This window comes from Haematobacter genomosp. 1 (genome assembly GCF_002196855.1).
In the GTDB taxonomy this organism is placed as follows: Bacteria; Pseudomonadota; Alphaproteobacteria; order Rhodobacterales; family Rhodobacteraceae; genus Haematobacter.
The window spans coordinates 173,393-196,198 of record NZ_NIPW01000006.1; the positions used below are offsets into that span (position 1 = coordinate 173,393).

The 22,806-nt window shown below is 64.5% G+C and carries 28 protein-coding genes and 1 tRNA gene; 15 read left to right on the forward strand and 14 right to left on the reverse strand.

The genetic code is table 11. The features are described from left to right. Positions 1–31 precede the first annotated feature (31 nt). A complete protein-coding gene (gene opgC / locus CDV49_RS04335; protein ID WP_088214341.1) occupies positions 32–1,207 on the reverse strand; it encodes an OpgC domain-containing protein in 1,176 nt (391 codons plus the stop codon). 217 nt (positions 1,208–1,424) lie between these two features. Here opgC and CDV49_RS04340 point away from each other — a divergent pair. The 3 genes from CDV49_RS04340 (at position 1,425) to CDV49_RS04350 (ending at position 2,421) form a co-directional block, all read left to right on the forward strand. Beyond that, positions 1,425–1,501, forward strand: a tRNA-Met gene (locus tag CDV49_RS04340). 304 nt (positions 1,502–1,805) lie between these two features. Further along, positions 1,806–2,033: a hypothetical protein gene (locus CDV49_RS04345; RefSeq protein ID WP_088214342.1), complete on the forward strand. Its 228-nt coding sequence runs from the start codon at positions 1,806–1,808 to the stop codon at positions 2,031–2,033. 187 nt (positions 2,034–2,220) lie between these two features. Continuing rightward, entirely contained in the window at positions 2,221–2,421 is a 201-nt protein-coding gene (locus tag CDV49_RS04350) for a hypothetical protein (RefSeq protein ID WP_088214343.1), read from the forward strand. A 13-nt stretch (positions 2,422–2,434) separates the two neighbouring features. Here the strand turns inward: CDV49_RS04350 and CDV49_RS04355 are convergent, their stop codons facing one another. Together CDV49_RS04355 and CDV49_RS04360 are read right to left on the reverse strand one after the other, a co-directional pair. After that, positions 2,435–2,767, reverse strand: a complete 333-nt coding sequence (locus CDV49_RS04355) for a DUF982 domain-containing protein (RefSeq protein WP_088214344.1) — start codon at positions 2,765–2,767, stop codon at positions 2,435–2,437. Positions 2,768–2,824: 57 nt separating this feature from the next. Beyond that, positions 2,825–3,031 carry a cold-shock protein gene (locus CDV49_RS04360; protein WP_035713291.1) on the reverse strand — a complete coding sequence of 69 codons (207 nt, stop codon included), beginning with the start codon at positions 3,029–3,031 and terminating at the stop codon, positions 2,825–2,827. Between the two features lie 511 nt (positions 3,032–3,542). On the opposite strand from CDV49_RS04360, the gene CDV49_RS04365 reads away from it, so the two are divergent. Further along, the gene (locus CDV49_RS04365) at positions 3,543–4,319 is read left to right on the forward strand and encodes an alpha/beta fold hydrolase (RefSeq protein WP_143413117.1); all 777 of its coding nucleotides are present in this window, start codon (positions 3,543–3,545) and stop codon (positions 4,317–4,319) included. Here CDV49_RS04365 and CDV49_RS04370 read toward each other — a convergent pair. The 3 genes from CDV49_RS04370 to CDV49_RS04380 form a co-directional block, all read right to left on the reverse strand. After that, complete coding sequence (locus CDV49_RS04370; RefSeq protein WP_088214345.1) at positions 4,300–5,376, reverse strand: 5-(carboxyamino)imidazole ribonucleotide synthase; 1,077 nt, start codon at positions 5,374–5,376, stop codon at positions 4,300–4,302. The two genes, CDV49_RS04365 and CDV49_RS04370, sit on opposite strands and share 20 nt — an antisense overlap. Then, positions 5,369–5,854, reverse strand: coding sequence for a 5-(carboxyamino)imidazole ribonucleotide mutase (gene purE, locus CDV49_RS04375; protein WP_088214346.1), 486 nt, complete (start codon positions 5,852–5,854; stop codon positions 5,369–5,371). Before purE ends, CDV49_RS04370 begins: the two co-directional genes overlap by 8 nt. Before the next feature lie 69 nt (positions 5,855–5,923). After that, positions 5,924–6,142, reverse strand: coding sequence for a YdcH family protein (locus tag CDV49_RS04380; RefSeq protein ID WP_088214347.1), 219 nt, complete (start codon positions 6,140–6,142; stop codon positions 5,924–5,926). A gap of 164 nt (positions 6,143–6,306) precedes the next feature. On the opposite strand from CDV49_RS04380, the gene CDV49_RS04385 reads away from it, so the two are divergent. Further along, on the forward strand, positions 6,307–6,720 hold the full coding sequence (locus CDV49_RS04385) for an Hsp20 family protein (RefSeq protein WP_088214348.1): 414 nt from the start codon (positions 6,307–6,309) through the stop codon (positions 6,718–6,720). 11 nt (positions 6,721–6,731) lie between these two features. Beyond that, on the forward strand, positions 6,732–6,959 hold the full coding sequence (locus CDV49_RS04390) for a DUF1150 family protein (RefSeq protein WP_035744949.1): 228 nt from the start codon (positions 6,732–6,734) through the stop codon (positions 6,957–6,959). Positions 6,960–7,025: 66 nt separating this feature from the next. On the opposite strand, the gene CDV49_RS04395 is transcribed toward CDV49_RS04390, so the two are convergent. The 3 genes from CDV49_RS04395 to trxB form a co-directional block, all read right to left on the reverse strand. Then, complete coding sequence (locus tag CDV49_RS04395; RefSeq protein ID WP_088214349.1) at positions 7,026–7,442, reverse strand: response regulator; 417 nt, start codon at positions 7,440–7,442, stop codon at positions 7,026–7,028. Between the two features lie 322 nt (positions 7,443–7,764). Further along, a complete protein-coding gene (locus CDV49_RS04400; RefSeq protein WP_088214350.1) occupies positions 7,765–9,510 on the reverse strand; it encodes a bifunctional sulfate adenylyltransferase/adenylylsulfate kinase in 1,746 nt (581 codons plus the stop codon). A 205-nt stretch (positions 9,511–9,715) separates the two neighbouring features. Then, positions 9,716–10,759, reverse strand: a complete 1,044-nt coding sequence (gene trxB / locus CDV49_RS04405) for a thioredoxin-disulfide reductase (RefSeq protein WP_088214351.1) — start codon at positions 10,757–10,759, stop codon at positions 9,716–9,718. A 204-nt stretch (positions 10,760–10,963) separates the two neighbouring features. Here trxB and CDV49_RS04410 point away from each other — a divergent pair, with 204 nt between their 5' ends. Next, the gene (locus tag CDV49_RS04410; RefSeq protein ID WP_035744952.1) at positions 10,964–11,464 is read left to right on the forward strand and encodes an Lrp/AsnC family transcriptional regulator; all 501 of its coding nucleotides are present in this window, start codon (positions 10,964–10,966) and stop codon (positions 11,462–11,464) included. A gap of 208 nt (positions 11,465–11,672) precedes the next feature. On the opposite strand, the gene pgeF is transcribed toward CDV49_RS04410, so the two are convergent. Genes pgeF through lgt form a run of 3 tightly spaced genes read right to left on the reverse strand, consistent with a single transcriptional unit; the run spans position 11,673 to position 14,370 of the window. Further along, positions 11,673–12,428 (reverse strand): peptidoglycan editing factor PgeF, encoded by a 756-nt coding sequence (gene pgeF / locus CDV49_RS04415; RefSeq protein WP_088214352.1) that lies wholly within the window; start codon positions 12,426–12,428, stop codon positions 11,673–11,675. Continuing rightward, positions 12,425–13,489, reverse strand: a complete 1,065-nt coding sequence (locus CDV49_RS04420; RefSeq protein WP_256947233.1) for a class I SAM-dependent methyltransferase — start codon at positions 13,487–13,489, stop codon at positions 12,425–12,427. The genes pgeF and CDV49_RS04420 overlap by 4 nt, the downstream gene beginning before the upstream one ends. Then, positions 13,486–14,370 (reverse strand): prolipoprotein diacylglyceryl transferase, encoded by an 885-nt coding sequence (lgt, locus tag CDV49_RS04425; RefSeq protein ID WP_088214354.1) that lies wholly within the window; start codon positions 14,368–14,370, stop codon positions 13,486–13,488. The genes CDV49_RS04420 and lgt overlap by 4 nt, the downstream gene beginning before the upstream one ends. A 160-nt stretch (positions 14,371–14,530) precedes the next feature. Here lgt and CDV49_RS04430 point away from each other — a divergent pair, with 160 nt between their 5' ends. The 5 genes from CDV49_RS04430 to CDV49_RS04445 all read left to right on the forward strand — a co-directional run bounded on the left by CDV49_RS04430 (position 14,531) and on the right by CDV49_RS04445 (position 17,299). Further along, positions 14,531–14,833 carry an accessory factor UbiK family protein gene (locus tag CDV49_RS04430; protein WP_088214355.1) on the forward strand — a complete coding sequence of 101 codons (303 nt, stop codon included), beginning with the start codon at positions 14,531–14,533 and terminating at the stop codon, positions 14,831–14,833. Positions 14,834–14,948: 115 nt separating this feature from the next. Continuing rightward, positions 14,949–15,236, forward strand: coding sequence for a hypothetical protein (locus CDV49_RS20080; protein ID WP_143413118.1), 288 nt, complete (start codon positions 14,949–14,951; stop codon positions 15,234–15,236). 363 nt (positions 15,237–15,599) lie between these two features. Next, positions 15,600–16,103 carry a YbjN domain-containing protein gene (locus CDV49_RS04435; RefSeq protein WP_088214356.1) on the forward strand — a complete coding sequence of 168 codons (504 nt, stop codon included), beginning with the start codon at positions 15,600–15,602 and terminating at the stop codon, positions 16,101–16,103. A gap of 33 nt (positions 16,104–16,136) precedes the next feature. After that, the gene (gene proC / locus CDV49_RS04440; RefSeq protein ID WP_088214357.1) at positions 16,137–16,949 is read left to right on the forward strand and encodes a pyrroline-5-carboxylate reductase; all 813 of its coding nucleotides are present in this window, start codon (positions 16,137–16,139) and stop codon (positions 16,947–16,949) included. Beyond that, a complete protein-coding gene (locus tag CDV49_RS04445) occupies positions 16,946–17,299 on the forward strand; it encodes a tRNA-binding protein (protein ID WP_088214358.1) in 354 nt (117 codons plus the stop codon). Before proC ends, CDV49_RS04445 begins: the two co-directional genes overlap by 4 nt. Before the next feature lie 247 nt (positions 17,300–17,546). On the opposite strand, the gene CDV49_RS04450 is transcribed toward CDV49_RS04445, so the two are convergent. Next, a complete protein-coding gene (locus CDV49_RS04450; protein WP_088214359.1) occupies positions 17,547–18,560 on the reverse strand; it encodes a TAXI family TRAP transporter solute-binding subunit in 1,014 nt (337 codons plus the stop codon). 133 nt (positions 18,561–18,693) lie between these two features. Further along, positions 18,694–18,999 carry a DUF6476 family protein gene (locus CDV49_RS04455; protein WP_088214360.1) on the reverse strand — a complete coding sequence of 102 codons (306 nt, stop codon included), beginning with the start codon at positions 18,997–18,999 and terminating at the stop codon, positions 18,694–18,696. Between CDV49_RS04455 and CDV49_RS04460 the strand changes: the two genes are divergently transcribed. From CDV49_RS04460 to rpoH, 3 genes are all read left to right on the forward strand, one after another. Continuing rightward, positions 18,998–20,044, forward strand: coding sequence for an RluA family pseudouridine synthase (locus CDV49_RS04460; RefSeq protein WP_088214361.1), 1,047 nt, complete (start codon positions 18,998–19,000; stop codon positions 20,042–20,044). The genes CDV49_RS04455 and CDV49_RS04460 overlap by 2 nt on opposite strands. Before the next feature lie 215 nt (positions 20,045–20,259). Further along, the gene (locus tag CDV49_RS04465; protein ID WP_088214362.1) at positions 20,260–21,681 is read left to right on the forward strand and encodes a phospholipase D-like domain-containing protein; all 1,422 of its coding nucleotides are present in this window, start codon (positions 20,260–20,262) and stop codon (positions 21,679–21,681) included. A 173-nt stretch (positions 21,682–21,854) separates the two neighbouring features. Next, positions 21,855–22,751 (forward strand): RNA polymerase sigma factor RpoH, encoded by an 897-nt coding sequence (gene rpoH / locus CDV49_RS04470; protein WP_088214363.1) that lies wholly within the window; start codon positions 21,855–21,857, stop codon positions 22,749–22,751. The last annotated feature ends 55 nt before the right edge of the window (positions 22,752–22,806 follow it).

The window sequence follows — 22,806 nt, forward strand, 5'->3', positions numbered from 1 at the left end:
CTGCCGGGCCGCAAGGGCGGCCCATTCATTCTCACACCACGGCAGCCGCAGCGCGCTTGCGCTTGATCTCCTCATGCATCCACGCGGTGACGTAGAGGGGGAGGGGCGAGAGTAGCACGATGATGTTCGCCGTCATTGCGGAGACGTCCCGGCCCTCCGCCCAGATCTCGATCACATAGACGGCGAGGATGTGGATGGTGAACACCTGCAACGAGTGCCGCCCCAGCGTCGTCAGGAAGGGCCGGGTGAAGAACCAGTTGGCAAAGACCGAGGCCTTGTTGATCCACCGGAGGCTGCTGTCCTGCCCGGCCGAGATCAGCCAGACGATCAGGAACAGGTCGAGGAAGAACGCCACCACATAGATCGGCGCGAGCATCGCCCTGTCGGACGTCCAGTAGAGCGTGTTGCTGTAATCCGGCCCGAACCAGTGCTGGCGCACCGCGATGTCGAATACCGCCAGCGCGGTGAACCCGACCAGTCCGACGAAGAACACCTGCTCATAGGCGGGCTTCTTCAGGAACTCGAGCGACAGCGTCTTGTTCGCCATGAGATAGCCCGGATAAAGCCCCGCAAAGAACAGTACCTGCCAGCCGAGAACGTCGAAATAGATGCCGATGTTGACCGGGTGGCCCATCTCGCGCAGCGCACCCTCTATCGGTGGCTGGAGGATGTCCGTCAGCCCGAGTTGCGCGCCCAGCCACAGCAGGACGGATGTGATGAGCACCACCGGCCCACGCCCCGTCTTGAAGGCCCAGAGCACGAAAGGCGTGGCGATCATGAAGAACACATACATCGGCAGGATGCCCATATGCATCGAACCACCGACGAGCAGCAGCGAGACAAGCGTGAACAATACCGGCTCCCGCGCATAGGAGGACAGGATGGCCGGAACGTCGGCGAAGGCCGCAAACACCAGCGCCGCCACGAGAAACACACCGATCAGCGCGGCCTGATAAGCGTATATCTTGCGGACGCGGGACCAGATGCTGCTGGTCATCGTCTCATACCCGCGCTTGAGGAGGATCTTGCCATAGACAAGCCCCACCACCAGCCCGGAAACAAAGACAAAGCCCTGCGCGTCCTCCACCCAGCCGATGGAGTGGTGGGTCAGAACCCCGATGGGCGCGTTCACGATGGGCGCAACATGCGCGATCATCATGAACAGCAGGAAATACCCGCGAAATCCGTCAATTAGCGTGAGTCGCATGGGATCTCTCCGAATGAAAATCAGGGTTCGGAAAGCGGAACCCTTTGGCGGCTAACGCTGTAGGCCGGGATTCGATCCGTGAAAAGGTCGCGACGGGCAAAATCCCGCCATATCGCAGTGAGGCGGAGGAAAGATACCGCCGACGGCATGGAACTGCAAAAAAAGCGGCACCCGGGCTTGACGCGCCACCGGGGCTGGAATACCTACGCGCCACTTCGGCGGAGTAGCTCAGTTGGTTAGAGCAGAGGAATCATAATCCTTGTGTCGGGGGTTCAAATCCCTCCTCCGCTACCAGAAGCCCCCCAACGGGGCTCCGGTGGTCGCCGATAGTCAGCACTTGATATCGATGGTCGCGGCTTAACCCTTCCATATCTCTGTGTTTCCGGACCTGCGGGTGATGGAAATCACCGGCAGAGATTGTGCCCGGGAGGTATCCTCGTCGTTGCGGCATTCGTCCGAACGTCGGTATCCCGGCAAAGGGACGAAACCCTGCCCGCCGCGACAGCACATTGAGAACGCATGGCACCCATGCGTTTGCCTGGATTGCAAACAGCTCCGGTTCGGGCTGTGCTGCATCAGGTATTTTTCAGGTGCATTCATGGAATCCGACGCGGATTTGCAGCTCATTCTTCATGTGCGGAACATTAACGAGTTCCTGAAGGGCTTTCTCGAGGCGACGGTTGAGGGCCTCAGCCCGGACGCCAGAACTCATCTCGAGGCGCTGATCGACACGTCCAACGCGCTTCTCGTGGCGCTTGCGGCTCCGCCGGACGGGAGCCGGTCCTTAGCGCAATGTGAGTTGCCCAGCCCCTCCCGGCTCGGATGACCCTATGGGCGGACGGGCGTTGTCTGAAGCCCGCCCGGACCCATCGACAGGAGTGCGTTGCAATTCGTCAGGGAGCGCTACCTGTAACCCTAATGTTCAAGCGTTACGCGAACTGCCGAAAGGGTAGCCGGTTTCCAGCCTTGTCCCCGGCCAGAGCAACGCCAACCAGCAAAATCAGGAGTTTTTCATGACCGCGAAGGCAGGGACCGCGAAGGCAGGTGCACGACACGTTGCCCGCAAGTCGATCTTCGATGATGTCTATGACGACGCACAGTGGGGAAAAGGCAGGAACTTCGCCCCGCGCCCGGCACCGAAAGCGGCCGAGGGAGACGAAGTCTGGCAACTGACCCTCGGCAAGGGGCGGGAGAAGCCCCGCAAGGTCAAGTAAGCCGGACGTTCACTCAGGCGTTGTGCCGTCGCGCTCCGGCAACCAGGTTTTCCGATACGAAGCCAGCACTCCGTGCCGCCGCAATGAACGCGCGACGCGCCGTGCCGACAGAGACCATGCAGTCCATTGCCGCATCAAGCTGATCGACAGCCTGCTGGCGCGCGTCGTCGGATATCGGCCACTTGCGGCGCAGCCAGTAACTTGCCTGTTCGATGGTGCTGAATTTCTGCACGTCGCCGTCGGGAGACGTGACAAAAGACAGGGGTTCACCCCAGTTAATTTCGATCAAAATATACTTCTTTCTGGAAGGTGGATCGCCCGCATCCTTGATGTCGAGGCAGTCCATGAAGGTGCGGGATCGGCATGTCGCCGGTCCCGCCTTGGTATGGTAGAGACTGGACGCTTAGGCCAGCGAGAGGTTCGTCGCCGATTCGCGACCATTGCGGTCACGCTCGATATCGAACGTCACGGCTTGGCCGTCATTGAGACCGCGGAGGCCCGCACGCTCAAGCGCGCTGATGTGGACGAACACGTCCTTGGAGCCGCCTTCGGGCTGAATGAAGCCGAAGCCTTTGGTGGAGTTGAACCATTTTACGGTGCCATTGGCCATCGTAATACTTCCTTATCATAGATGTCGCCCGCAGGAGGCGGCGACCCGGCAAAGCTGAAAATCGAAAGCTGAGCCGAAAGGAACAGGTTCGAAAAGCATAGATGCCGGTCGTATATAAGTGTTGGGGAAATAATTGCGAGTGGGCAAGTTAAAATTTCTTGGTTTGATGCAAAGAAAGTTCTGGAAGCGGGGCAGGGGTGCTCCCGTTCTCACCAGATTGCTTCATCCCAAAGCCTTTTCTAGGTTCCGGCCCCTCCTGGTGGGCAGCTGAAAATGGCTTTCAGGTCTGCCTTGGAGCGGAAATCGTTCGCAACTTGGCACCGTCCGGTCGGAAGGCCGCACATTTCGCATTCATTCAGGAGCTGATTCTCCAATCTCCGGCGCACAGGCATGACACTTCGGCCCGCTGGAGGCCAATCGGGTGACTGTCGGGCGCGGGCTGGGATCGCCCGGGGATCAGCCGGAGCGGACGACTGTCGCCAAGATATTCCGGCGCTGCTAGCGTCGAAGGATGCGATTCCCTCTCCTCCTCGTCTTCTGTCTGCTGCCCCCCGCCTGTGCCGGTGCGCAGGAGCCGGGGCGAGACCGTGACTGCGTGGTGCTGCTGCACGGGCTGGCGCGGACAGAGACGTCTTTTCTGTTGATGGAGGAGGCGCTGGAGCATCGCGGCTACCACGTCGTGAATTCCAGCTATCCTTCCACGGACGCGCCGGTGGAGGCCCTTCTGGGTGATGTCGATACCGCGGTTGCCGCCTGCGGCGGGGCGGAGGTGAGCTTTGTCACCCATTCCATGGGCGGTATCCTGCTTCGCGCATGGTTCGCGCAGTCCCGGCCCGAGCGGCTGGGGCGCGTCGTGATGCTGGCGCCTCCCAACGGCGGGTCGGAGATTGTGGACGAATTTGCGGGCCTCGAGCTGTTCCGCTATATCAACGGCCCCGCAGGCATGGAGCTCGGAACCGGCCCGGAGAGCCTGCCGAACCGCTTGCCGCCGGTGGATTTTCCGCTTGGCATCATCGCGGGCAACCGGTCGCTGAATCCGATCTTCTCATCGCTGATAGAGGGGCCGGATGATGGAAAGGTTTCGGTTGAGAGCACAAAGGTGGCAGGTATGACCGATCATATCGTGCTGCACGTCACGCATACATTCATGATGAACAACCCGCTGGTGATCGCCGAGACGATACGGTTCCTTGAAACCGGCGCCTTCGATCATGCAATGACCGGCAGCGCGGCGCTCCGCAGCCTCACCACCGGCCCGGGCGGGCTGTTCAGCGCCCCGCCGGAATGATCCTGTTCACATGCCCCATCTTGCGACCCGGCCGCGCCTCGGACTTGCCGTAGAGATGCAGCGCGGTATTGGCCTGCCGGGAAAGGTCGGGGACGCGCAGCACATCGTCGCCGATCAGGTTCTCCATCTCCACATCCGCGATCCGGTGCCCATCGCCCAGCGGCCAGCCCGCGACGGCGCGGATGTGCTGCTCGAACTGATCGATGACGCAGCCGTTCTGCGTCCAGTGGCCGGAATTGTGGACGCGGGGGGCGATCTCGTTCACCAGCAGCCCGGCTTCGGTGACGAACAGTTCCACGCCGATCACGCCCACGTAGTCGAGGGCATTCAGGATACGCGCCGCAACCAGAACGGCGTCGCTTCTCTGCGCCGGGCTGAGGGTGGCGGGGACGCGGGTGGTGTGCAATATCCCGTCCCGGTGGACATTTTCCCCCGGATCGTAGGCGGCGACCGAACCGTCGAGCCCACGCGCGGCAATGACCGACACCTCCCGGCTGAAACTGACGAAACCTTCCAGCACGGCCTCCGCCCCTGCCATGGCGGTAAAGGCATGATCGGCCTCCTCCGGGTTGCGGATGCGGGCCTGCCCCTTGCCGTCATAGCCGAGGCGGGTTGTCTTCAGGATCGCAGGAGTGCCGATTTCCGCCAGCGCCTGCGTCAGATCGTCCCGCGTCGTGACACGACGGTAGGGCGCGGTGACGAGGCCCAGAGATGTCAGGAAGTCCTTTTCCGCGATGCGGTCCTGGCTGATGGCCAAGGCCCGGCGGCCGGGGCGGATCGGGCGGATAGCCTCGATTGTGTCGAGAGAGGCGGTCGGCACATTCTCGAACTCATAGGTCACCACATCGACGGAGCCGGCAAAGGCCACCAGCGCTTGCCGGTCTTCCCAGGCGGCGGTCGTCACGCGCTCGGCGACCTGACCGGCGGGCGGATTCGGCGCGGGGTCGTAGATATGGCATCGCAGCCCCAGCCGCGCGGCCGCGACGGAAAGCATGCGGCCAAGCTGACCGCCGCCAAGAATGCCGATCACGGCTCCGGGGGGAAGTGCGTCACTCATCAACCGGCTCCTCGGGAATGGAGGCGGAAAGTGCCTCTCGCCAGGCGTCCAGGCGGGCAGCAAGTGCTGCATCGCCGAGCGCCAGTATGCCTGCCGCCATAAGGCCGGCATTCGCCGCGCCTGCCGCTCCGATCGCCATGGTCGCCACCGGATACCCTTTCGGCATCTGCACGATGGAATAGAGACTGTCCACGCCCGAGAGCGCCCGCGTCTGCACCGGCACGCCGATCACCGGCACCCGCGTCTTGGACGCCATCATGCCTGGCAGATGCGCGGCGCCGCCTGCACCCGCGATGATGACCTTCAAGCCGCGCGAGGCGGCTGTGCGACCATAGTCCCAGAGCCGGTCGGGCGTCCTGTGTGCCGAAACGATGCGCTTTTCGTAAGCCACGCCGAGCTCATCCAGCACCGCCGCCGCTTCGCGCATCGTCGGCCAGTCCGACTGGCTGCCCATGATGATGCCGACCTGAAAGTCCATCCCGATCTCCCGTCTGATGGCGCGGGACTATAGCCATCACGTGGCGGCGGGCAACCTCGCCCGGGGGCTTCAGGCGATGATGTCGGGGGTAAGCAGGTCTTCGTAGCGCTGAATGCGGTCCTTCAGCAGCAATTTCTGCTTTTTCAGGCGGCGAAGGGTAAGCTGATCGCTGCGGCCGGTCTCCTCCAGTGCGAGGATCGCCGCGTCCAGATCGCGGTGCTCGCGCTTCAGCAGCTCAAGCCTGATGCGCATGGCTTCTTCCGTCTCGAATTCCTGCGGAGCGTTCATCCTGACATCCGTGCGACTGGCCTGGGAGGCCGAATATAGCGGGGCGGAGCCATGAAGGCAAAGCCGCAGCACTTGCGGGAGCGGAAAGTGCGCCCCATATTCAAACCTGAGGGTCGCCGATCTCCGGGACTCCAAGCAACGTCGCTTTTCAAGGACTTGCCACGATGACGAAACTGACTTTTGCCGCCCACCCCTATCTTCTGGGCTTCGATCAGCTTGAGCGGCTGGTGGAGCGGACGGCGAAAAACGGCAATGACGGCTATCCGCCGTACAACATCGAACAATCGGGTGAGAACGCCTACCGGATCACGCTCGCCGTTGCGGGCTTCCGGGATGAGGATCTGTCTATAACGCTGGAAGACCGCCAGCTCGTCATTCGGGGCCGTCAGGCCGATGAGCCGGCAGAACGCGTCTTCCTTCATCGTGGTATAGCCGCCCGACAGTTCCAGAGGAGTTTTGTCCTTGCCGAGGGCGTGGAGGTACGGGGCGCCAGCCTGGAGAACGGGCTGCTGCACCTTGACCTTGCGCGGAGCCGCCCGGAATCGGTTGTCCGGACCATCGAAATCAACAAGAGTTGAAGGAGGACATCATGGACGCGGAATTTGAACTTTCCCAAGCTGGCGCGGAACGCATCGTCTATGTCCGCCCCGTCGAAGTGTCCGAGCTGCCGGAAATCGTCCAGGAACAGGCGCTGGGCGCAAAACAGCTCTATGCGCTTTATGATGAGGACGGCGAGCGTCTCGCGCTCGTGCGGGATCGCCGCATCGCCTTTGCGCTGGCACGGGAGAATAACCTCGCCCCTGTGAGCGTTCACTGAAATCGCACTGATCAACAATGACAACGGCCCCCGCAAGCACCCGGGGGCCGTTTGTCTATTGGACCCTCAATGACCGGAGGAACCGGGAGCGATTTCCATGTCGTTCTCGATCAATGCGGCGAGGGTGAGGGCGACATTCTCGGGCTGCGTGGGCTTGGCACAGACCGCAGCACCCTTGTAGCGGCGTGTCAGCTCGCCGGAATTGTGCCGACCGGTGTGAAACACAATGGGAACGTGCCGCAGCACCAGATCGTCGGCCAGCGGAAACACCGCTTCCCCTGCCAGATCGACATCCAGGATGGCGCCGTCGATCTGCCCCTGACCCAGCACTTCGAGCGCGCGTCTGAGGCGGTGACAGGGGCCGATCACGCTCGCCCCCATGTCTTCCATCACGAAAGTGAGGTCGAGCGCCAATATGGCTTCGTCCTCCACGATGAGAATATTCTTTCCACTCAACATTTTGCCACTAATCGCGCTGCTCATCGCGATCCTTTCCGCTCGCCGTCCGTGCCTGCCGAAGGACGATCATGAAATTCTTCTGGCCGAATGCTTCCGAGGTTGTAGCTGGCACGATCCGACCTTTGTTCGTTGTACCACGGGTCAATGACGCCATTGGATTTCAGTTGGAACGCCAAGACAGGCAGGAGAGTTCCCGCGTTGGTTCCTAAAACCGACTGTCCGCGCAAGACATTGAGCAATTCATAAGAATGCGTCCGGCGTGCAACACCCGCCCGCCAAAAGGATACGGGCGGCGCTGGCAAGGCGCCGCCCGAAAATCGGGTCCACATCCCCCGATCGGGGCTGTTCAGTGCCGGATAAGACCCAGACCCGTCAGCTTTTCGAGAATCTGGGACGCACATTCGGCGACGTCCCGACCTTCGGTCTCGATCCGAAGGTCTGGCGAACCGGGTGTCTCATAAGGGTCGGAAATCCCGGTGAATTCTGCGATCTTTCCGGCGCGGGCGAGTTGGTAGAGCCCTTTCCGATCGCGCCGTTCGCATTCCTCCAGGCTCGTCGCGACATGGACCTCAAGAAAAGTCCCGTGCGATTCGACCATGTCCCGCACGGCCTGCCGCGTCGCGGCATAGGGCGCGATCGGGGCGCAGACGGCGATACCGCCGTTCTTGGCGATTTCCGAGGCCACAAACCCGATGCGGCGTATGTTGATGTCCCGATGCTCGCGCGAGAAGCCCAGTTCGGACGACAGGTGCTTGCGCACCAGATCGCCGTCCAGCAGGGTCACCTGCCGCCCGCCGATCTCCATCAGCTTGACGAGCAGCGCATTTGCGATGGTTGATTTGCCCGAGCCGGAAAGCCCGGTCATGAACACCACGAAGCCCTGCTTGGACCGGGGCGGAGAGGTCCGGCGCAGTTCCGTCACGACGGAAGGGAAGGAGAACCAGTCCGGTATCTCCTGACCCTCGCGCAGACGACGGCGAAGTTCGGTGCCGGAAATGTTGAGGATGGTCGCGCCATCCTCCACCTCGTCACGAGGCTCGTACTGGCCGCGCTCCGCCACATAGACCATCTGGCGAAAATCGACGAGCGTCACGCCGATCTCATCCGCATGGGTGCGGAACAGATCCTGTGCGGCATAGGGATCGTAGAAATCCTCCCCCTTGCCGTTCTTGCCCGGACCTGCATGGTCGCGGCCGACGATGAAATGCGTGCAGCCATGATTGCGGCGGATCAGGCCGTGCCACACGGCCTCCCGCGGGCCACCCATTCGCATGGCAAGGTTCAGGAGGCTGAGCTCCGTGCTTTCCGTCGGATATTGGTCCAGCACCGCCTCGTAGCAGCGCACGCGCGTGAAATGGTCGATGTCGCCCGGTTTGGTCATGCCGACGACGGGGTGGATCAGCAAGTTCGCCCCGGCTTCCCGCGCGGCGCGGAAGGTCAGTTCCTGGTGCGCGCGGTGCAGCGGGTTGCGCGTCTGGAAGGCCACGACGCGGTTCCAGCCGCGTTCCCGGAACAGGGCGCGGAGTTCGTTGGGCGACTTGCGGCGCGACTGGAAATCGTAATGCGCCGGGGCCTGAAGACCGGTGATCTGCCCGCCAAGATAGACCTCGCCCGCGATATCGTGGAGATAGGCGACAGCCGGGTGCGAGGGGTCGTTCGCGCCGAAGACATGCTCTGCCTCACGCACCTTGTCAGGCGACCATTTGTCGTTGACCCTGAGAATGGCGAGGATCACGCCCTCCGCATCGCGAAGCGCGATTTCCGTTCCCTGCGCGATATGCTCCGCAAAGGCCGGAGACACATCCAGCGTTACCGGCATCGGCCAGAGCTGGCCATCGGCCAGCCGCATCGTCTCCACCACGCTGTCGTAGTCGGCGCGGTCCAGAAAGCCCTCCAGCGGCGCGAAGCCGCCGTTCATCAGAAGCTCCAAATCGCAGAGCTGTCGCGGCGTCAGATCCCAGGACAGAAGGCCCGCAGCATGGGCTTTCAGCGCCGGGACATCCTCTGGAGCGGCATAAAGCTCCCGGATCGGCGAATGGTTGTCCTGATAGGCAATGCGCGCGACGGAGGCGTCTGCGACGAGATCTTTCATGCTGTCCCTCGGCTTTCCCCGCCGCGGGGAAATCGCGGCGTGCCGGGGCTTTAGAGCCGTGCTGGCCTTCCGATCAAGCATGGACAGACGAGGGTGATTGCGAAAAGGCGGATGATCCGCCTTTTCCATCCGGGTCGGGAGAAAAATTTTCTCAAAACCCGAAATGCGCAACGCTGTTTTTGGACTATTCGTCCTGCGCTGGCCCTCACTCCGCGGGGCGCGCGACTCTGCCCGTTGCTTGCGTCACATCGGCGGGCATGTCGTTGGAGATGGTTCCCAGCCCGAGGTCCGGGGTGACCGGCTCCGCCTCGCCCTGCTGCGCGAGCCAGCGCTCCGCATCAAGCGCGGCCATGCAGCCCATGCCGGCCGAGGTCACCGCCTGCCGATAGGTGTGGTCCGTCAGGTCGCCCGCGGCGAAGACGCCGGGGATGGAGGTCTGCGTGCTGCCCGGTTCCACCCAGACGTAGCCGCCCGAATGCAGGCGGAGCTGGTCCTTCACCAGTTCCGAGGCAGGGTGGTGGCCGATCGCCACGAAGAAGCCGTCGCAGGCCACTGTCTGCTCCTCCCCCGTCACCGCGTCGCGCAGCCGGACACCGGTCACGCCCAGGGGGTCCGTGGTGCCGAGGATCTCTTCCACCTCACGGTTCCAGAGCACCTCCACCTTCGGGTTGGCGAAAAGGCGGTTCTGCATGATCCGCTCTGCCCTGAGCGAATCGCGGCGATGGACGAGGGTGACCTTGCTGGCGAAGTTCGTCAGGAACAGCGCCTCCTCAACGGCGGTATTGCCGCCGCCGATCACCACCACATGCTTGCCGCGGTAGAAGAAGCCGTCGCAGGTCGCGCAGGCGGAGACGCCGAAGCCCTTGAACGTCTCCTCCGACGGCAGGCCGAGCCATTTCGCCTGCGCCCCTGTGGCGAGGATCACCGAGTCTGCGGTGAAGGTCTGCCCGCTGTCGGTTTCCGCGCGGAACGGGCGGGAGCGGAGGTCGAGCTGCGACACCATGTCCGGGATCACTTCCGCGCCCATCTCGCGCGCGTGATCGCCCATACGGAGCATGAGGTCCGGCCCCATCACGGCGGTATCGCCGGGCCAGTTCTCCACATCCGTGGTGATGGTGAGCTGGCCGCCGGGTTGCAGCCCCTCGATCACCACGGGTTCCAGCATCGCCCGCGCGGCATAGATCGCGGCGGTATAGCCGGCCGGGCCGGAGCCGATGATCAGGACACGGGTATGACGGGTGTCGGCCATGGGGATCTCCATCTTTGTCGGATAGGGGATATAAGCGTTCCGGGCGCGCGACGGAAGCCGCCGTTCGGGCGGGAGAGTGACGCAGCGCGATCGCTGCCCGGAAGGCTTGCCCTGTCCGCCATAGGGGAATACATCCCCACCGGCGTCGGGCAACAATCTTGCCCCGGCCTCCCCTTTTACGCATCAGATGGAGCGGAGCCGCCAATGGCAGGCGAGAAACTCGACCAGATTGACCGGATGATTCTCGCGGAGCTGCAGGCCGACGGGCGGATGACGAACGTGGAGCTTGCGCGCCGTGTCGGCATTTCCGCGCCGCCCTGCCTGCGCCGCGTGCGTTCGCTTGAGGAACAGGGCTTTATCCGCGGCTACCATGCCGAGGTGGATGGCCAGATGCTGGGCTTCGAGGTGCAGGTCTTTGCCATGGTGCGCCTGACGAGCCAGGCGGAGAAGGACCTGCAGTCCTTCGAGCGTCAGTGTCAGGACTGGCCGCTGGTGCGCGAATGCCACATGCTGAACGGTGAGATCGACTTCATCCTGAAATGCGTGGCTCCCGATCTGACCAGCTTTCAGCGCTTCCTGACCGGTGATCTGACCGCCGCGCCGAACGTGGCCAGCGTCAAGACATCACTGGTCATCCGGGGTGCGAAGGACGAACCGGGCGTGCCTTTCGAGGTACTGGAGGAGCGGCTGAAGCGGCTGGCCTGAATTGCGCCGCCGCGGGCCGCGTGATCCGGCGGAGCGGCTAACAGGCTGCTGAAAAGCTCTGAAGCGTCATGCCCATGCTTCATGGAACAGGAAATCGGCCTCGGAATGATCCGACACATGTAGATTTCCGGCGGGATTCCGCCGGATTGTAAACGCTCTCCCTTTCAAAACGGACCCATAAGGCTTTTCAGCAGCCTGCTACAGCCTGCTACAGCCGGATGGCGGAGAGGAGGCGGCCGTAGTCTGCCTCCCCCGCATGGACGGTACGGCGGTAGGAGAAGAACCGTTCCGGGTCCGAATAGGTGCAATGCCCCGTCCATTCCGCCGCACCGATTCCCGCCTCGCGGAGCCGGTGGAGGCCGAAGCCCGGCAGGTCGAACATCATCCTGTCGCCCTTTCCCTGCGAGAAGAAGCGGGAATAGGCGCGGTCCTCATCGGTGAAGGTGTAGAAGAACTCCGGGCCGACCTCGTAGGCGCGCTGGCTGATCGTTGGGCCGATGACGGCGACCGTATCCTGCCGCCGGGCACCCAGCGTTTCCATCCGGTCGAGCACCGTTTCCAGCACGCCTTCCAGCGCCCCCCGCCAACCTGCATGGGCCGCGCCGATCACGCCCGCCTGCCGGTCCGCGAACAGCACCGGCTCACAATCCGCGGTGAGGATGCCGAGAGCGAGGCCCGGCGTCCGGGTCACCATGCCATCGGCGCGGATCGGCGCCTCCGGCGGCGCGTCCAGCACGACCACATCGGGAGAATGCACCTGCGCCAGCGTCACCAGCGATTGCGCCGGCAGCGCCAGCGCCTTGGCGGCGCGGGCCCTGTTGATCGCGACAACCTCCGCCAGATCGCTGGAGCCGGGACCGCAGTTCAGCCCGTGGAAGATGCCGGATGACGCGCCTCCCTTCCGGGTGAAGAAGCCGTGCCTGAGGGGGGCGAGGGCAGGAGAGGTGATCGGGTCGAGCGTCATGCGGCAAATCCGGGGGGTAGGGGGGCAGTCTGGGGATAGAGGGCGAGAGCTTTGAACACAGTTCCCATCGCATCGGCTGCGGTCAAGCGCTCCGTTGCCGCCCGGTGGATGAGGAGGGCATCTCCGCTCATCCCCTGCGCGAGTTGTCGGGCACGCGCATGAAGGCCGAGCCGTTCGAGAAACGCGCCTTGCTCAACCATTCCGGTCGCACGGGCGGGCGGCGCGGCGCGGGCCACGGCCTCAAAATCCACATGTGCCGTCAGGTCTGCCAGACCGGGTTCGGCGAGCGGGTCGGTGAAGCCGTGGTTCCGCACGGCCTGCAGCGTGTCCCCCCGCGAATGCCAGCCGCCGTAATCCACGAAAAGCGCTGCGCCGCCATGCCGGTACAGCCGTGCGCCCACCTCTCCCACAACAGTGCGGAGCGCCGGGCAGAGCTCGACGATATCGCCGGGCCGCGTATCCGCGATCCGGTCAGCCAGCAGAGAGACGTGGATGGGCGGGGAGAGGGCAAAGGCGAGGCGGCCGTCCTCCTCCGTCACCATCACCTCCTGCCAGCCTGCGGCGTGGCGGTGGAACTGACGGATGGGGAGAGCATCCAGAAACTCGTTGGCCAGCAGGAAGAGCGGCAGTTCGGGAAGCGTCGCCACACTGTCGTGCCATTGGGGGTCGTAGCCGGCCAGCGCTGCCGCCTGGGCCGCGCGGAGTGTGGGGGATGCCTCCATCAGGCAGACACGCATCGCCTCGTGCAGGCCCGGCACGCCCCGCGTCGCGCGGAGGACATCGGCCATCAGCGTGCCCCGCCCCGGCCCGAGCTCCGCCAATGCGAAGGGAGCGGGCGCGCCCTGATCCAGCCAGCACTGCGCCAGCCACAGGCCCAGCAGTTCTCCGAACATCTGGCTGATCTCCGGCGCGGTCACGAAGTCGCCGCCCCGGCCCAGCGGGTCGCGGGTGGTATAATAGCCGTATTGCGGGTCGAGCAGGCATTCGGCCATGTAATCGGCAAGTGTTATTGGCCCCGTCCGGGCGATCCTGAGCGCGATCCTCCGGCCGAGCGGCGTCACCGCGCCCGTGCCCGGAGGATGAGCAGCAGGCCGAGCGCGATCATCGGCAGCGACAGAAGCTGCCCCATGGAAAGTCCCCAGCCGCCGCCGAACTGAACCGCATGGCCCAGCGGGTTGCCCGGGCCGATGAACTGATGATCCGCCACACGGACGAATTCCACGATGAACCGCGCGATGCCGTAGCCCACCGCAAAGACGCCCATCAGCCGTCCCGGCGCCTTGAGCCAGCCCTTGCGCCAGGCAAGCCACAGCAGCAGCGCGCCAAGGATCGCGCCCTCCATCAGCGCCTCATAGAGCTGCGAGGGGTGGCGGGCACAGGGCAGGCTCCAGCCGGGACAGTCCTGCGCGGCGGCACCGGGAAAAATCACCGCCCACGGCAGGTCGGAGGGGCGACCCCAAAGCTCGGCATTGATGAAGTTGGCGATCCGCCCGAGCATCAGCCCGGGAGGCGTCGCAACGGCCAGCGCATCGCCGAGCGACAGCGGCGGCACCTTTTCCTTCAGCGCAAACAAGAGCGCAGCCAGCGTCACGCCGATCAGCCCGCCGTGGAAGGACATGCCCCCCTCCCACACGCGCAGGATCTCCGCCGGATGCGCCAGATAATAGCCCGGCTGGTAGAACAGCACGAAGCCAAGCCGCCCGCCCAGCAGCACGCCGAAGATGATCCATGTGAGCAGCCGCTCCACCTGCTCCGCCGTCATCGGTGCGGTATCGTGTGGCCAGAGGCCGGGTCTGCGGACCAGCGCGACGATCATCCGCCATCCGATCAGGAGCCCTGCGATATAGGCAAGGGCGTACCAGCGGAGCGCGAAGCTGAAACCGCCAATGGTAACGGAGAAGATCTCCGGTGAAATGTCGGGGAAGGGGAGCACGGCCTGCATGACGGCCTTCCTTCCCGCTTGTCCGCGGCAAGTCAAGGTGACGCGCGCGACATGCGTGGCTTCGCCGCCGGATCGGCGGGGTGGCGGGGCTATCGTCGGCGCATGGCTTGTGCATGGCGCGCGCGCGTCCATATAAGGGAAACCTGTCAAGGAGGCCCGGATGCAGACCCGTAACCGCATTTTCGACGATCTGTCGCAGCTCATGACCAACGCCATGGGCGTGGCGCAGGGCGCGCGGTCGGAGGCCGAGACAGCCATGAAGGGCTGGGTTGATCGTTTCCTTGCCGATCGTGATCTCGTGACGCGGGAAGAATTCGACGCGGTCCGCGCCATGGCTCAGAAGGCGCGCGAGGAAAACGCGACGCTCAAGGCGCGGCTCGACGCTCTGGAGGCCCGCTTCGCGGAGGCGGCCGAACGTGCGGAGCCTGAACTGCCTCCGAACACCGGCGCGCCGGACGCCTGACCGCCGCCGTTGCGGAATGCTGATGTCACGCGCCCGCGGCGCGTGGCCTTGCGGGCATGAGGAGGCGGTTCGGCGTCCTTTCCCACGGAATTCATCGGCGGCGAAGGTCTGACCGATGTACAATACCCTGGCCAACTTCCGGCTGGTGGCCCTGCGATGCAGTTCGCAGCTTTGCGAACACATCCCCTTCCTGCATTGCGACATTGACCGATCGGGCAGCCATGTTGTGAGGCGCGCCCTTTCTGACAGAACGTCGGCGACGGCACTCCTGCAAGATCGCGGTGGCATGGCGGAAGCCGCTCCCAGCAGCCTGCCAGAAAACATGCCGGGTTTCCCCTGCGGCGGAAATCTTCCCCTCATTGTTGAAGGGCGCGCCCCGGAAACCGCAGGTTTCGGCGCGTGACCGGACCGGTTTTCTGGCTTTCGGCGTAGGCCCGGGCCGATGCCCGGCTTTTTCTGCCACAGGAGAAGCGCTGGGCCGGCTTCATGACGGCTTCATGGTCTGAGGGGCGATTCCCCTCGACCGGCCGGATTCCGGCACCCGTCCGGGGGTATTTTTCCTCCCTCTTTCCACCTCTGCCTATCCATAGCCTTACCCACAGGATTTTGCGGTTCATCCACGACTGTCACCGAAATATCGCTTTACAGAATGGGTCATTGACCGCACCATATCTGGTAGAAAGAGCAGGCTTCCCCGCTCCTTCTTGTCGGACACCCAGCGTCTTGTGGGGTCTCTTCCCCAAGGCCAATCAAGAGAGGTCGGGCCATGTCGCTATCCGAGGACTTCATCGACAGCACGGAAATCCACCCGATCGACATCGTGGAAACGTTGGCCGAATACCGCGACTGGGATTTCGAGCGTGTGGCGGAGGATCAGATCGCCATGACGGTGGAGGGGCAGTGGCGGAGCTATTCCATCACGCTCGCCTGGTCCCCGCAGGATGAGGTGCTGCGCCTGCTCTGCACCTTCGAGATGGATCCGCCGGAGGGCCGGTCCGCGGATCTGCACGACCTGTTGAACCGCGTGAACGATCAATGCTGGACGGGCGCCTTCGCCTATTGGGCGGAGCAGCGGCTGATGGTCTGGCGCTACGGGCTCGTGCTGACCGGCGGGCAGGTGGCGGGGCCCGAACAGATCGACAGGATGATCGCCACGTCCGTGCTGGCGGCGGAGCGTTACTATCCGGCGTTCCAGCTTGTGGGTTGGGGCGACCGCAGCGCGAAGGAGGCCCTGCAGGTCGCCATTGCCGAGGCTTACGGTCGCGCCTAGTCTCTGCGCCGTCTGACTGATGGAGACGGCGGAATGAAGATGGATGAGCTTTCGGCGCGCGGCCTCGTGCTGCTCGGATGCGGCAAGATGGGTTCTGCGATGCTGGAAGGCTGGCTGGACCGCGGGTTGGCGCCGTCGGGTGTAACGGTCATCGACCCGCGCCCCTCCGACTGGCTGAAGGAGACGGGCGTCCATCTGGGGAGTGACCTGCCGCCCGCGCCGGCCATCGTGCTCATTGCCGTAAAGCCGCAGATGATGGCGGAGGCACTGCCCGTCCTGAAGCCGCTTGGGGGAGGGGAGACGTTGTTCGTCTCCGTCGCGGCGGGCACGCCCATCAGCCATTATGAAAGCGTGCTGGGCGCGGCGACGCCGATCATCCGGGCGATGCCGAATACACCGGCCGCCATCGGGCGGGGGATCACCGCGCTGATCGGCAACGGGGCGGCGACGGAGACACACCTTGCGCTGGCCGAAAGCCTGCTCTCCGCCGTTGGCGAAACCGTGCGGCTGCAGGAGGAAGGCCAGATGGATGCGGTCACTGCCGTCTCCGGTTCCGGCCCTGCCTATGTGTTCCACCTGATCGAGGCGCTGGCGGCGGCGGGGGAGGCAGAGGGCCTTCCGCCCGAGCTTGCCTTGCGGCTTGCCAAGGTGACCGTCGCGGGCGCAGGTGCGCTGGCCATCGAAAGCGGCGAGGCGCCCTCCCAGCTTCGCATCAATGTCACCAGCCCGAACGGCACCACCGCCGCCGCGCTTCAGGTGCTCATGGATGAGGAGGCCGGGTTCCCGCCGCTCCTTCGCCGCGCGGTGAAAGCCGCCGCCGACCGCTCCCGCGAGCTGTCCCGATGAGCGGCGGGAGGGCGCCGGAGATCGGCTGGGATGATTTTGCAAAGGTGGATATCCGCGTGGGCCGGATCGTCCGGGCCGAGCCTTACCCGGAGGCGCGCAAGCCCGCCATCAAGCTCTGGGTCGATCTTGGGCCGGAGATCGGCGAGAAACGCTCCTCCGCGCAGATTACCGATCACTATACGCCGCAATCGCTGCTGGGCCGCAGGGTGATGGCCGTGGTCAACTTTCCACCCCGCCAGATCGGCAAGGTCATGTCGGAGGTTCTGGTGCTGGGTGTGCCCGATGGCACGGGCGGCGTGGTGCTGATCGCCCCGGATCAGGACGTGCCGCTCGGGGGGCGGCTTTACTGACCTGGCAGGCTGGCGAAAAGGTCGGGAGCGCCGCACCCATAGGCGGGAAATTGGAAATCGGCCCGGGAATGACACGAAATGTTCAGATCTCCGGCTGGATTTCGTCAGATTTTGCGCTCCAGCGCAGAACTGAAAACCTTTGCCGACAGCCTGTTAGATCGTGGCGGGGCGTATCGCCGGAACGATGCATTTCTCTTGCCGGGCCGCCAGGCTTTCCCTCTCCGCGGCAGAGGCGGCGGGCCGCCTCCTATTCCAGCAGACCCGCTTCCCGGTAATACCGCTCCGCTCCGGGGTGAAGCGGGATCTGAAGCATGTCGAGCGCGGTTTCGATGGAGATGTCGGCACCCTGCGGCGGACCCTTGTCCAGGGCGGTCCTTGTCCTGTCGTTCCAGAGCGCGCGGGTCAGGGCATAGACCAGTTCCTCCGGCTCCTCGGCCCGCGTGACCCAGACCGCGCCGAGGGCGAGGGTGGGGGTATCCTCCTCGACACCCGCATAGGTGCCACCCGGGATCACCCCCTCTCCCAGAAAACCGAGATCGACGGCCAATGCCTCGGCCGGAAACCCTTCCAGCGGGACGAGCGCCAGCGGCGTCTTTTCCGCCAGTGCCGCGATGAAGGGCGCGGGAAAGCCGCCGACGAAAAAGAAGGCGTCGAGTTCCCCGGCCGCCAGTTGCGCGGCGGCATCCCGCGCGGCCATGGGCGTGAGTGTGACCTCCTCCTGCGGGACATTCCATGCGGAAAGCACCAGTTGCGCGTCAAAGGCCGTTCCCGAGCCGGATTCGCCCGGCGAAACCCGGCGGCCCTTCAAATCCGCGGGAGAGCGGATGCCGCTGTCGGCGCGGGTGACGAGATGGATGCTTTCGCTGTGCAGCGTGGCAATGGCGCGAAGGTTCGTGGCCGCCTGCCGCCCCTCCCACAGCCCGGTGCCCGTTTCCGCCCAAGTTGCCACGTCGGACTGCACGATGCCGGAATTCGCCTTGCCGCTGGCCAGCGCCTCCACATTCGCGACCGATCCGGTGGAGGTCGTTGCCTCGACGCTTGTCCCCGGAACGCCGCAATCCATCGGGTCGGGGCAGTCGGCCTCCGTCTCAGGGCCGGAGACGGCGGTGGCGATGGTCTGGCCGATGGGGTAGTAGCTGCCGCCTTCCTCCCCCGTCGTTATGGTGAAGGGCGTTCCTGCGCTGGCGATGCCCCCTGTCAGGATCACCGCGAGACTCACCGTGAGGGTCGCCGCCAGAAGTGCCGGAAGTCCGCGTCGCATGGCTACCATCCCCGCTTGTCTTTTTTACCAAGGGAGCAGTCTCTGCCCGGAAACTCAACGTCAAAGATGGTGGGGCGGCGGATCTTCACTTTCGCTTGTGCAGGATTTTTGTGCGCCAGAGCCGGTCCTGTGGCTAGGGCCGGATCTCCACCCGTTGCCGCAGGGCGCCTGTCGCACGGTCGAAGATCAGAATTTCGTTCTCTGCCGTCACGACCGCATACCAGTCCGTCCCTTGCGTGAAGGCGATCGGGGTCGTTCCATCGGGGAGGGTGACCGTCTCCGGCAGCGGCAGCGGTGCGGCGGCGCGTGGCAGGCGGGTGACAAGCAGCGCGACGATCGTTATGACGCCGATAATCAGCGTCGCCGTCAGCACGGTGACCAGCAGTTTCAGGAAACGCAGGCTCGGGGGCAGCGCCTCCGGGGGGGGAGCATCATCCATGTCGGCCTCCAGTTCAGCGCCATCGGGCAGGGTTCTCTCGGTTCTGATCGGAGAGGAGCCCCCCGCGCGCCTTGATAAGGCGCTCGCCCGCGACGTGCCAGAGGGGGAGGCGCTGTCGCGCTCCCGCCTCGCGCGGCTCATTGCCGCCGGCGCCGTGCGGCGCGGGGAGGAGGCGCTGACCGACATCTCCGCCCGCGTGGCGGCGGGAGAGGAGATCACCATCCTGCTCGACCCGCCGGAGGAGCTGGAGACGCTGCCGGAGGCGATCCCCCTCGTCGTGGTATGGGAGGACGATGACCTGATCGTGGTGGACAAGCCCGCGGGCATGGTCGTCCACCCCGCGCCCGGCTCCGTTTCCGGGACGCTGGTGAACGCGCTGCTCCACCATTGCGGTGACAGCCTCTCCGGCATCGGGGGCGCGCGGCGTCCCGGGATCGTCCACCGGATCGACAAGGAGACATCCGGCCTGCTCGTCGTCGCCAAGACCGACCGCGCACATCACGGCCTTGCCCGGCAGTTCGAGGCGCATACCGTCCACCGCCATTACCGCGCGCTGGTTCATGGAGTTCCCGACGCGGCCGATCCGCGGCTCCGGGGCGTGCGGGGCGTGGGGTTCGAGCCGGGGGGCATCCTGCGCATCGTGACCGGCATCGACCGCCACCGCACCGACCGTCAGCGTCAGGCCGTGACCTTCACCGGCGGCCGCCATGCGGTGACGCGCGCCCGGTTGGAGGAGCGTTTTGGCCAGCCGCCCGTCATCGGGCTCATGGATTGCTGGCTGGAGACCGGGCGGACCCATCAGATCCGCGTTCATCTGGCCCATGCGGGGCACGGGCTGGTCGGAGACCCGGTCTATGGCGGGCGGCGCAAGGCTTCTGCGCGCGCGCTGGGGCCCGAGATCGCTGCAGCAGTGGATGCCTTTCCGCGGCAGGCGCTCCACGCGGCGACGCTGGGCTTCACGCATCCCGTAACCGGCGAGGAGCTTGCCTTCGAATCGCCGCTGCCGGAAGATATGGCAACTTTGGTTGCCCTCCTGCGCGGCTGACCACGCGTTCGCACCACCCGCTGCGCTTTTGCTCAAGGGAGGATGCTGCCTCGAACACTGCTGCCGGTCGCCACCTGTCCTGCGTCTTCGCGCCGGTCGGCAAGGTCACACCGTGAAGTGAGACTGCCGCTTCGTCATCGCGTGGGTATGGCTGGCCACCATCCCCGGCCACGCCATATATTCAAAGAACCGCGCGGAATGACATGGGGAGTGACATGCAGAGCTATTTCCCCCTCATCCTGCTTTTTCTCGCTCAGGCGGCAGTCATTGCCCGTGTCCTGATCCGCAAGGACAGGCAACCGGCTGCCCGGCTCGCCTGGATCATGGTCGTCGGTACCGTGCCCCTGCTGGGCATGGTGCTTTATTTCTTCTTCGGAGAAGTGACGATCCGGCGGGAGACTCTGGCCCGGATGGAACACGCCATCCGGGTTCTACCCAAGATGCCACCGCCCGATCCGCCACCGGTGCTGCCCGAACGGCTCGTCTCCAGCTTTCAGCGGGTGAGTGCGGTGAACGGCTTTCAGGCGGTTGGCGGCAACAGCATCCTGCTGACCCGCGACAGTGATGATGCGGTCGCGGGTCTCGTCTCCGACATCGACGGGGCGACGGACCATGTGCATCTGATGTTCTACATCTGGCTGACCGACAACAATGGGCTCCGGGTCGCCGAGGCCGTGGAGCGCGCCGCGCGTCGCGGTGTGACCTGCCGCGTCATGGTGGATGCTTTCGGCTCCCGCGCCATGCTGTCCTCCGCGGTCTGGAGCAGGATGGAGAAGGCCGGCGCGACGATGGGCGTCGCCTTTCCCACATCGCAACCGCTTCTTCGCATGTTCATTTCCCGCATCGACGTGCGCGACCACCGCAAGGTGGCGGTGATCGACGGTGATGTGTGCTGGTTCGGCAGTCAGAACTGTGCCGACGCGGCCTTCCGTGTGAAGCCGCGCTATGCGCCCTGGGTGGACGTGTTCTTTCGTGGAGCAGGCCCGGTGGCGCGGCAGCTTCAGATGATCTTCGCGGCGGACTGGTTGACCCATATGGGAGAGGATCTGTCACCGCTCCTGTCCGCGCCCTTGCCGCCCCCGCAAGGAGAGGAGGTGGCGATCGCCTATGGCACGGGGCCGCGCATCAATCCGCACGCGGTCTCCGACAGCTTTCAGCTTGCCATCGGCGCGGCACAGCGGGACCTGACAATCACCACGCCCTATTACGTGCCCAACGAACCGCTGCAGGATGAGCTTTGCTCCGCCGCCATGCGCGGAGTGCGGGTCCGTATTCTGTTCCCCGCGCGCAACGACAGCCGCTTCGTGGCCTGGGCCAGTCAGAGCTACTATGAGGCGTTGCTGGAATCCGGTATCGAGATCTACGAATACCGCAGCGGGCTTTTGCACGCCAAGACGATGGCCATCGACGATGACGCGGTGCTGGTCGGATCGGCGAACATGGATCGCCGCAGCCTCGACCTCAACTATGAGAACAATGTTCTGGTCTTCTCGCCCGACCTGAACCTGGCGCTCCGCGCGCGGCAGGAAGACTGGCTTGCGGACTGCAACCGCCTTACCTTGGAGGAGGTTCGGGCATGGTCGCTGCCGCGCCGTCTGCTCAACAGCGCCATGGCGACGCTCGGGCCGGTGCTGTAACGCTGCGCACATCGGCGTGAGACTCGCGAAACATCGCTGCTTTTGGAACGAAACGCCAACCTTCCTGCGTTAATAGGGCAAGTGAAGCGGGGTCTTGAACATGACGGGCCCGGTAACCATATCTTGCTGCCCCCGGACGGAACCCGCCCGACAGGGGCAAGAAGGGAGATGCGATGGCAACCTATACCAATCTTCCGGCCCCCAGCCCGGAGCAGGGGCTGAACCGCTACCTTCAGGAGATCCGCAAGTTTCCCATGCTGGATCCCAATGAGGAATACATGCTCGCCAAGCGTTGGGTGGATCATCAGGACGCTGGCGCCGCCCATAAGCTTGTCACATCCCACCTGCGCCTCGCGGCAAAGATCGCCATGGGGTATCGCGGCTATGGCCTGCCGCAGGCCGAGGTGATCTCGGAAGCGAATGTGGGTCTCATGCAGGCGGTGAAAAGGTTCGAGCCGGAGAAGGGCTTCCGCCTCGCCACCTATGCGATGTGGTGGATCCGCGCGAGCATTCAGGAATACATCCTGCGGTCCTGGAGCCTTGTGAAGCTCGGCACCACTTCGGCGCAGAAGAAGCTCTTCTTCAATCTGCGCAAGGCCAAGGCCCGCATCGGCGCGCTTGAGGAGGGGGACCTGCGGCCGGAGAATGTGAAGCAGATCGCCCATGACCTCAACGTGACGGAGGATGAGGTCATCGCGATGAACCGTCGTCTTTCCGGCAGCGATGCCTCGCTCAACGCCATGATCGGTTCCGAAGGTGACAGTGCGACGCAGTGGCAGGACTGGCTGGAGGATGAGGATGCCGATCAGGCTTCCGACTTTGCCGAACGCGATGAACTGGAGGCCCGACGCGAACTGCTTGAGGAAGCGATGGGCGTGCTGAATGACCGGGAGAAGGACATTCTCGTCCAGCGCCGGCTGTCCGAAGCGCCGGTGACGCTGGAGGATCTCTCCGGCCAGTATGACGTGAGCCGGGAGCGTATCCGGCAGATCGAGGTTCGCGCCTTCGAGAAGCTCCAGAAGCGGATGACCGAGTTGGCCCGCGAAAAGGGAATGCTGGCAACCGTCTGAGGGCTTGTCCCGGCCGCGGGCATGGTTGATCCTGTGCCCGCTGCCCGCTGCCCGC

Coding starts and splice junctions, on each gene's coding strand:
- pgeF (WP_088214352.1), bottom strand. CDS start 12,428: ATGACGCTCGACCCGATCACCTCTCCTGCCCTCGCCCCCCTCAGGCAC.
- CDV49_RS04455 (WP_088214360.1), bottom strand. CDS start 18,999: ATGGATGATGCTCCCCCCCCGGAGGCGCTGCCCCCGAGCCTGCGTTTC.
- CDV49_RS04460 (WP_088214361.1), top strand. CDS start 18,998: ATGTCGGCCTCCAGTTCAGCGCCATCGGGCAGGGTTCTCTCGGTTCTG.
- CDV49_RS04430 (WP_088214355.1), top strand. CDS start 14,531: ATGCAGACCCGTAACCGCATTTTCGACGATCTGTCGCAGCTCATGACC.
- CDV49_RS04385 (WP_088214348.1), top strand. CDS start 6,307: ATGACGAAACTGACTTTTGCCGCCCACCCCTATCTTCTGGGCTTCGAT.
- CDV49_RS04380 (WP_088214347.1), bottom strand. CDS start 6,142: ATGAACGCTCCGCAGGAATTCGAGACGGAAGAAGCCATGCGCATCAGG.
- opgC (WP_088214341.1), bottom strand. CDS start 1,207: ATGCGACTCACGCTAATTGACGGATTTCGCGGGTATTTCCTGCTGTTC.
- CDV49_RS04360 (WP_035713291.1), bottom strand. CDS start 3,031: ATGGCCAATGGCACCGTAAAATGGTTCAACTCCACCAAAGGCTTCGGC.
- CDV49_RS04410 (WP_035744952.1), top strand. CDS start 10,964: ATGGCAGGCGAGAAACTCGACCAGATTGACCGGATGATTCTCGCGGAG.
- CDV49_RS04445 (WP_088214358.1), top strand. CDS start 16,946: ATGAGCGGCGGGAGGGCGCCGGAGATCGGCTGGGATGATTTTGCAAAG.
- CDV49_RS04465 (WP_088214362.1), top strand. CDS start 20,260: ATGCAGAGCTATTTCCCCCTCATCCTGCTTTTTCTCGCTCAGGCGGCA.
- CDV49_RS04355 (WP_088214344.1), bottom strand. CDS start 2,767: ATGGACTGCCTCGACATCAAGGATGCGGGCGATCCACCTTCCAGAAAG.
- CDV49_RS04370 (WP_088214345.1), bottom strand. CDS start 5,376: ATGAGTGACGCACTTCCCCCCGGAGCCGTGATCGGCATTCTTGGCGGC.
- CDV49_RS04345 (WP_088214342.1), top strand. CDS start 1,806: ATGGAATCCGACGCGGATTTGCAGCTCATTCTTCATGTGCGGAACATT.
- rpoH (WP_088214363.1), top strand. CDS start 21,855: ATGGCAACCTATACCAATCTTCCGGCCCCCAGCCCGGAGCAGGGGCTG.
- CDV49_RS04390 (WP_035744949.1), top strand. CDS start 6,732: ATGGACGCGGAATTTGAACTTTCCCAAGCTGGCGCGGAACGCATCGTC.
- CDV49_RS04435 (WP_088214356.1), top strand. CDS start 15,600: ATGTCGCTATCCGAGGACTTCATCGACAGCACGGAAATCCACCCGATC.
- trxB (WP_088214351.1), bottom strand. CDS start 10,759: ATGGCCGACACCCGTCATACCCGTGTCCTGATCATCGGCTCCGGCCCG.
- CDV49_RS20080 (WP_143413118.1), top strand. CDS start 14,949: ATGTACAATACCCTGGCCAACTTCCGGCTGGTGGCCCTGCGATGCAGT.
- CDV49_RS04400 (WP_088214350.1), bottom strand. CDS start 9,510: ATGAAAGATCTCGTCGCAGACGCCTCCGTCGCGCGCATTGCCTATCAG.
- purE (WP_088214346.1), bottom strand. CDS start 5,854: ATGGACTTTCAGGTCGGCATCATCATGGGCAGCCAGTCGGACTGGCCG.
- CDV49_RS04350 (WP_088214343.1), top strand. CDS start 2,221: ATGACCGCGAAGGCAGGGACCGCGAAGGCAGGTGCACGACACGTTGCC.
- CDV49_RS04365 (WP_143413117.1), top strand. CDS start 3,543: ATGCGATTCCCTCTCCTCCTCGTCTTCTGTCTGCTGCCCCCCGCCTGT.
- lgt (WP_088214354.1), bottom strand. CDS start 14,370: ATGCAGGCCGTGCTCCCCTTCCCCGACATTTCACCGGAGATCTTCTCC.
- proC (WP_088214357.1), top strand. CDS start 16,137: ATGAAGATGGATGAGCTTTCGGCGCGCGGCCTCGTGCTGCTCGGATGC.
- CDV49_RS04395 (WP_088214349.1), bottom strand. CDS start 7,442: ATGAGCAGCGCGATTAGTGGCAAAATGTTGAGTGGAAAGAATATTCTC.
- CDV49_RS04450 (WP_088214359.1), bottom strand. CDS start 18,560: ATGCGACGCGGACTTCCGGCACTTCTGGCGGCGACCCTCACGGTGAGT.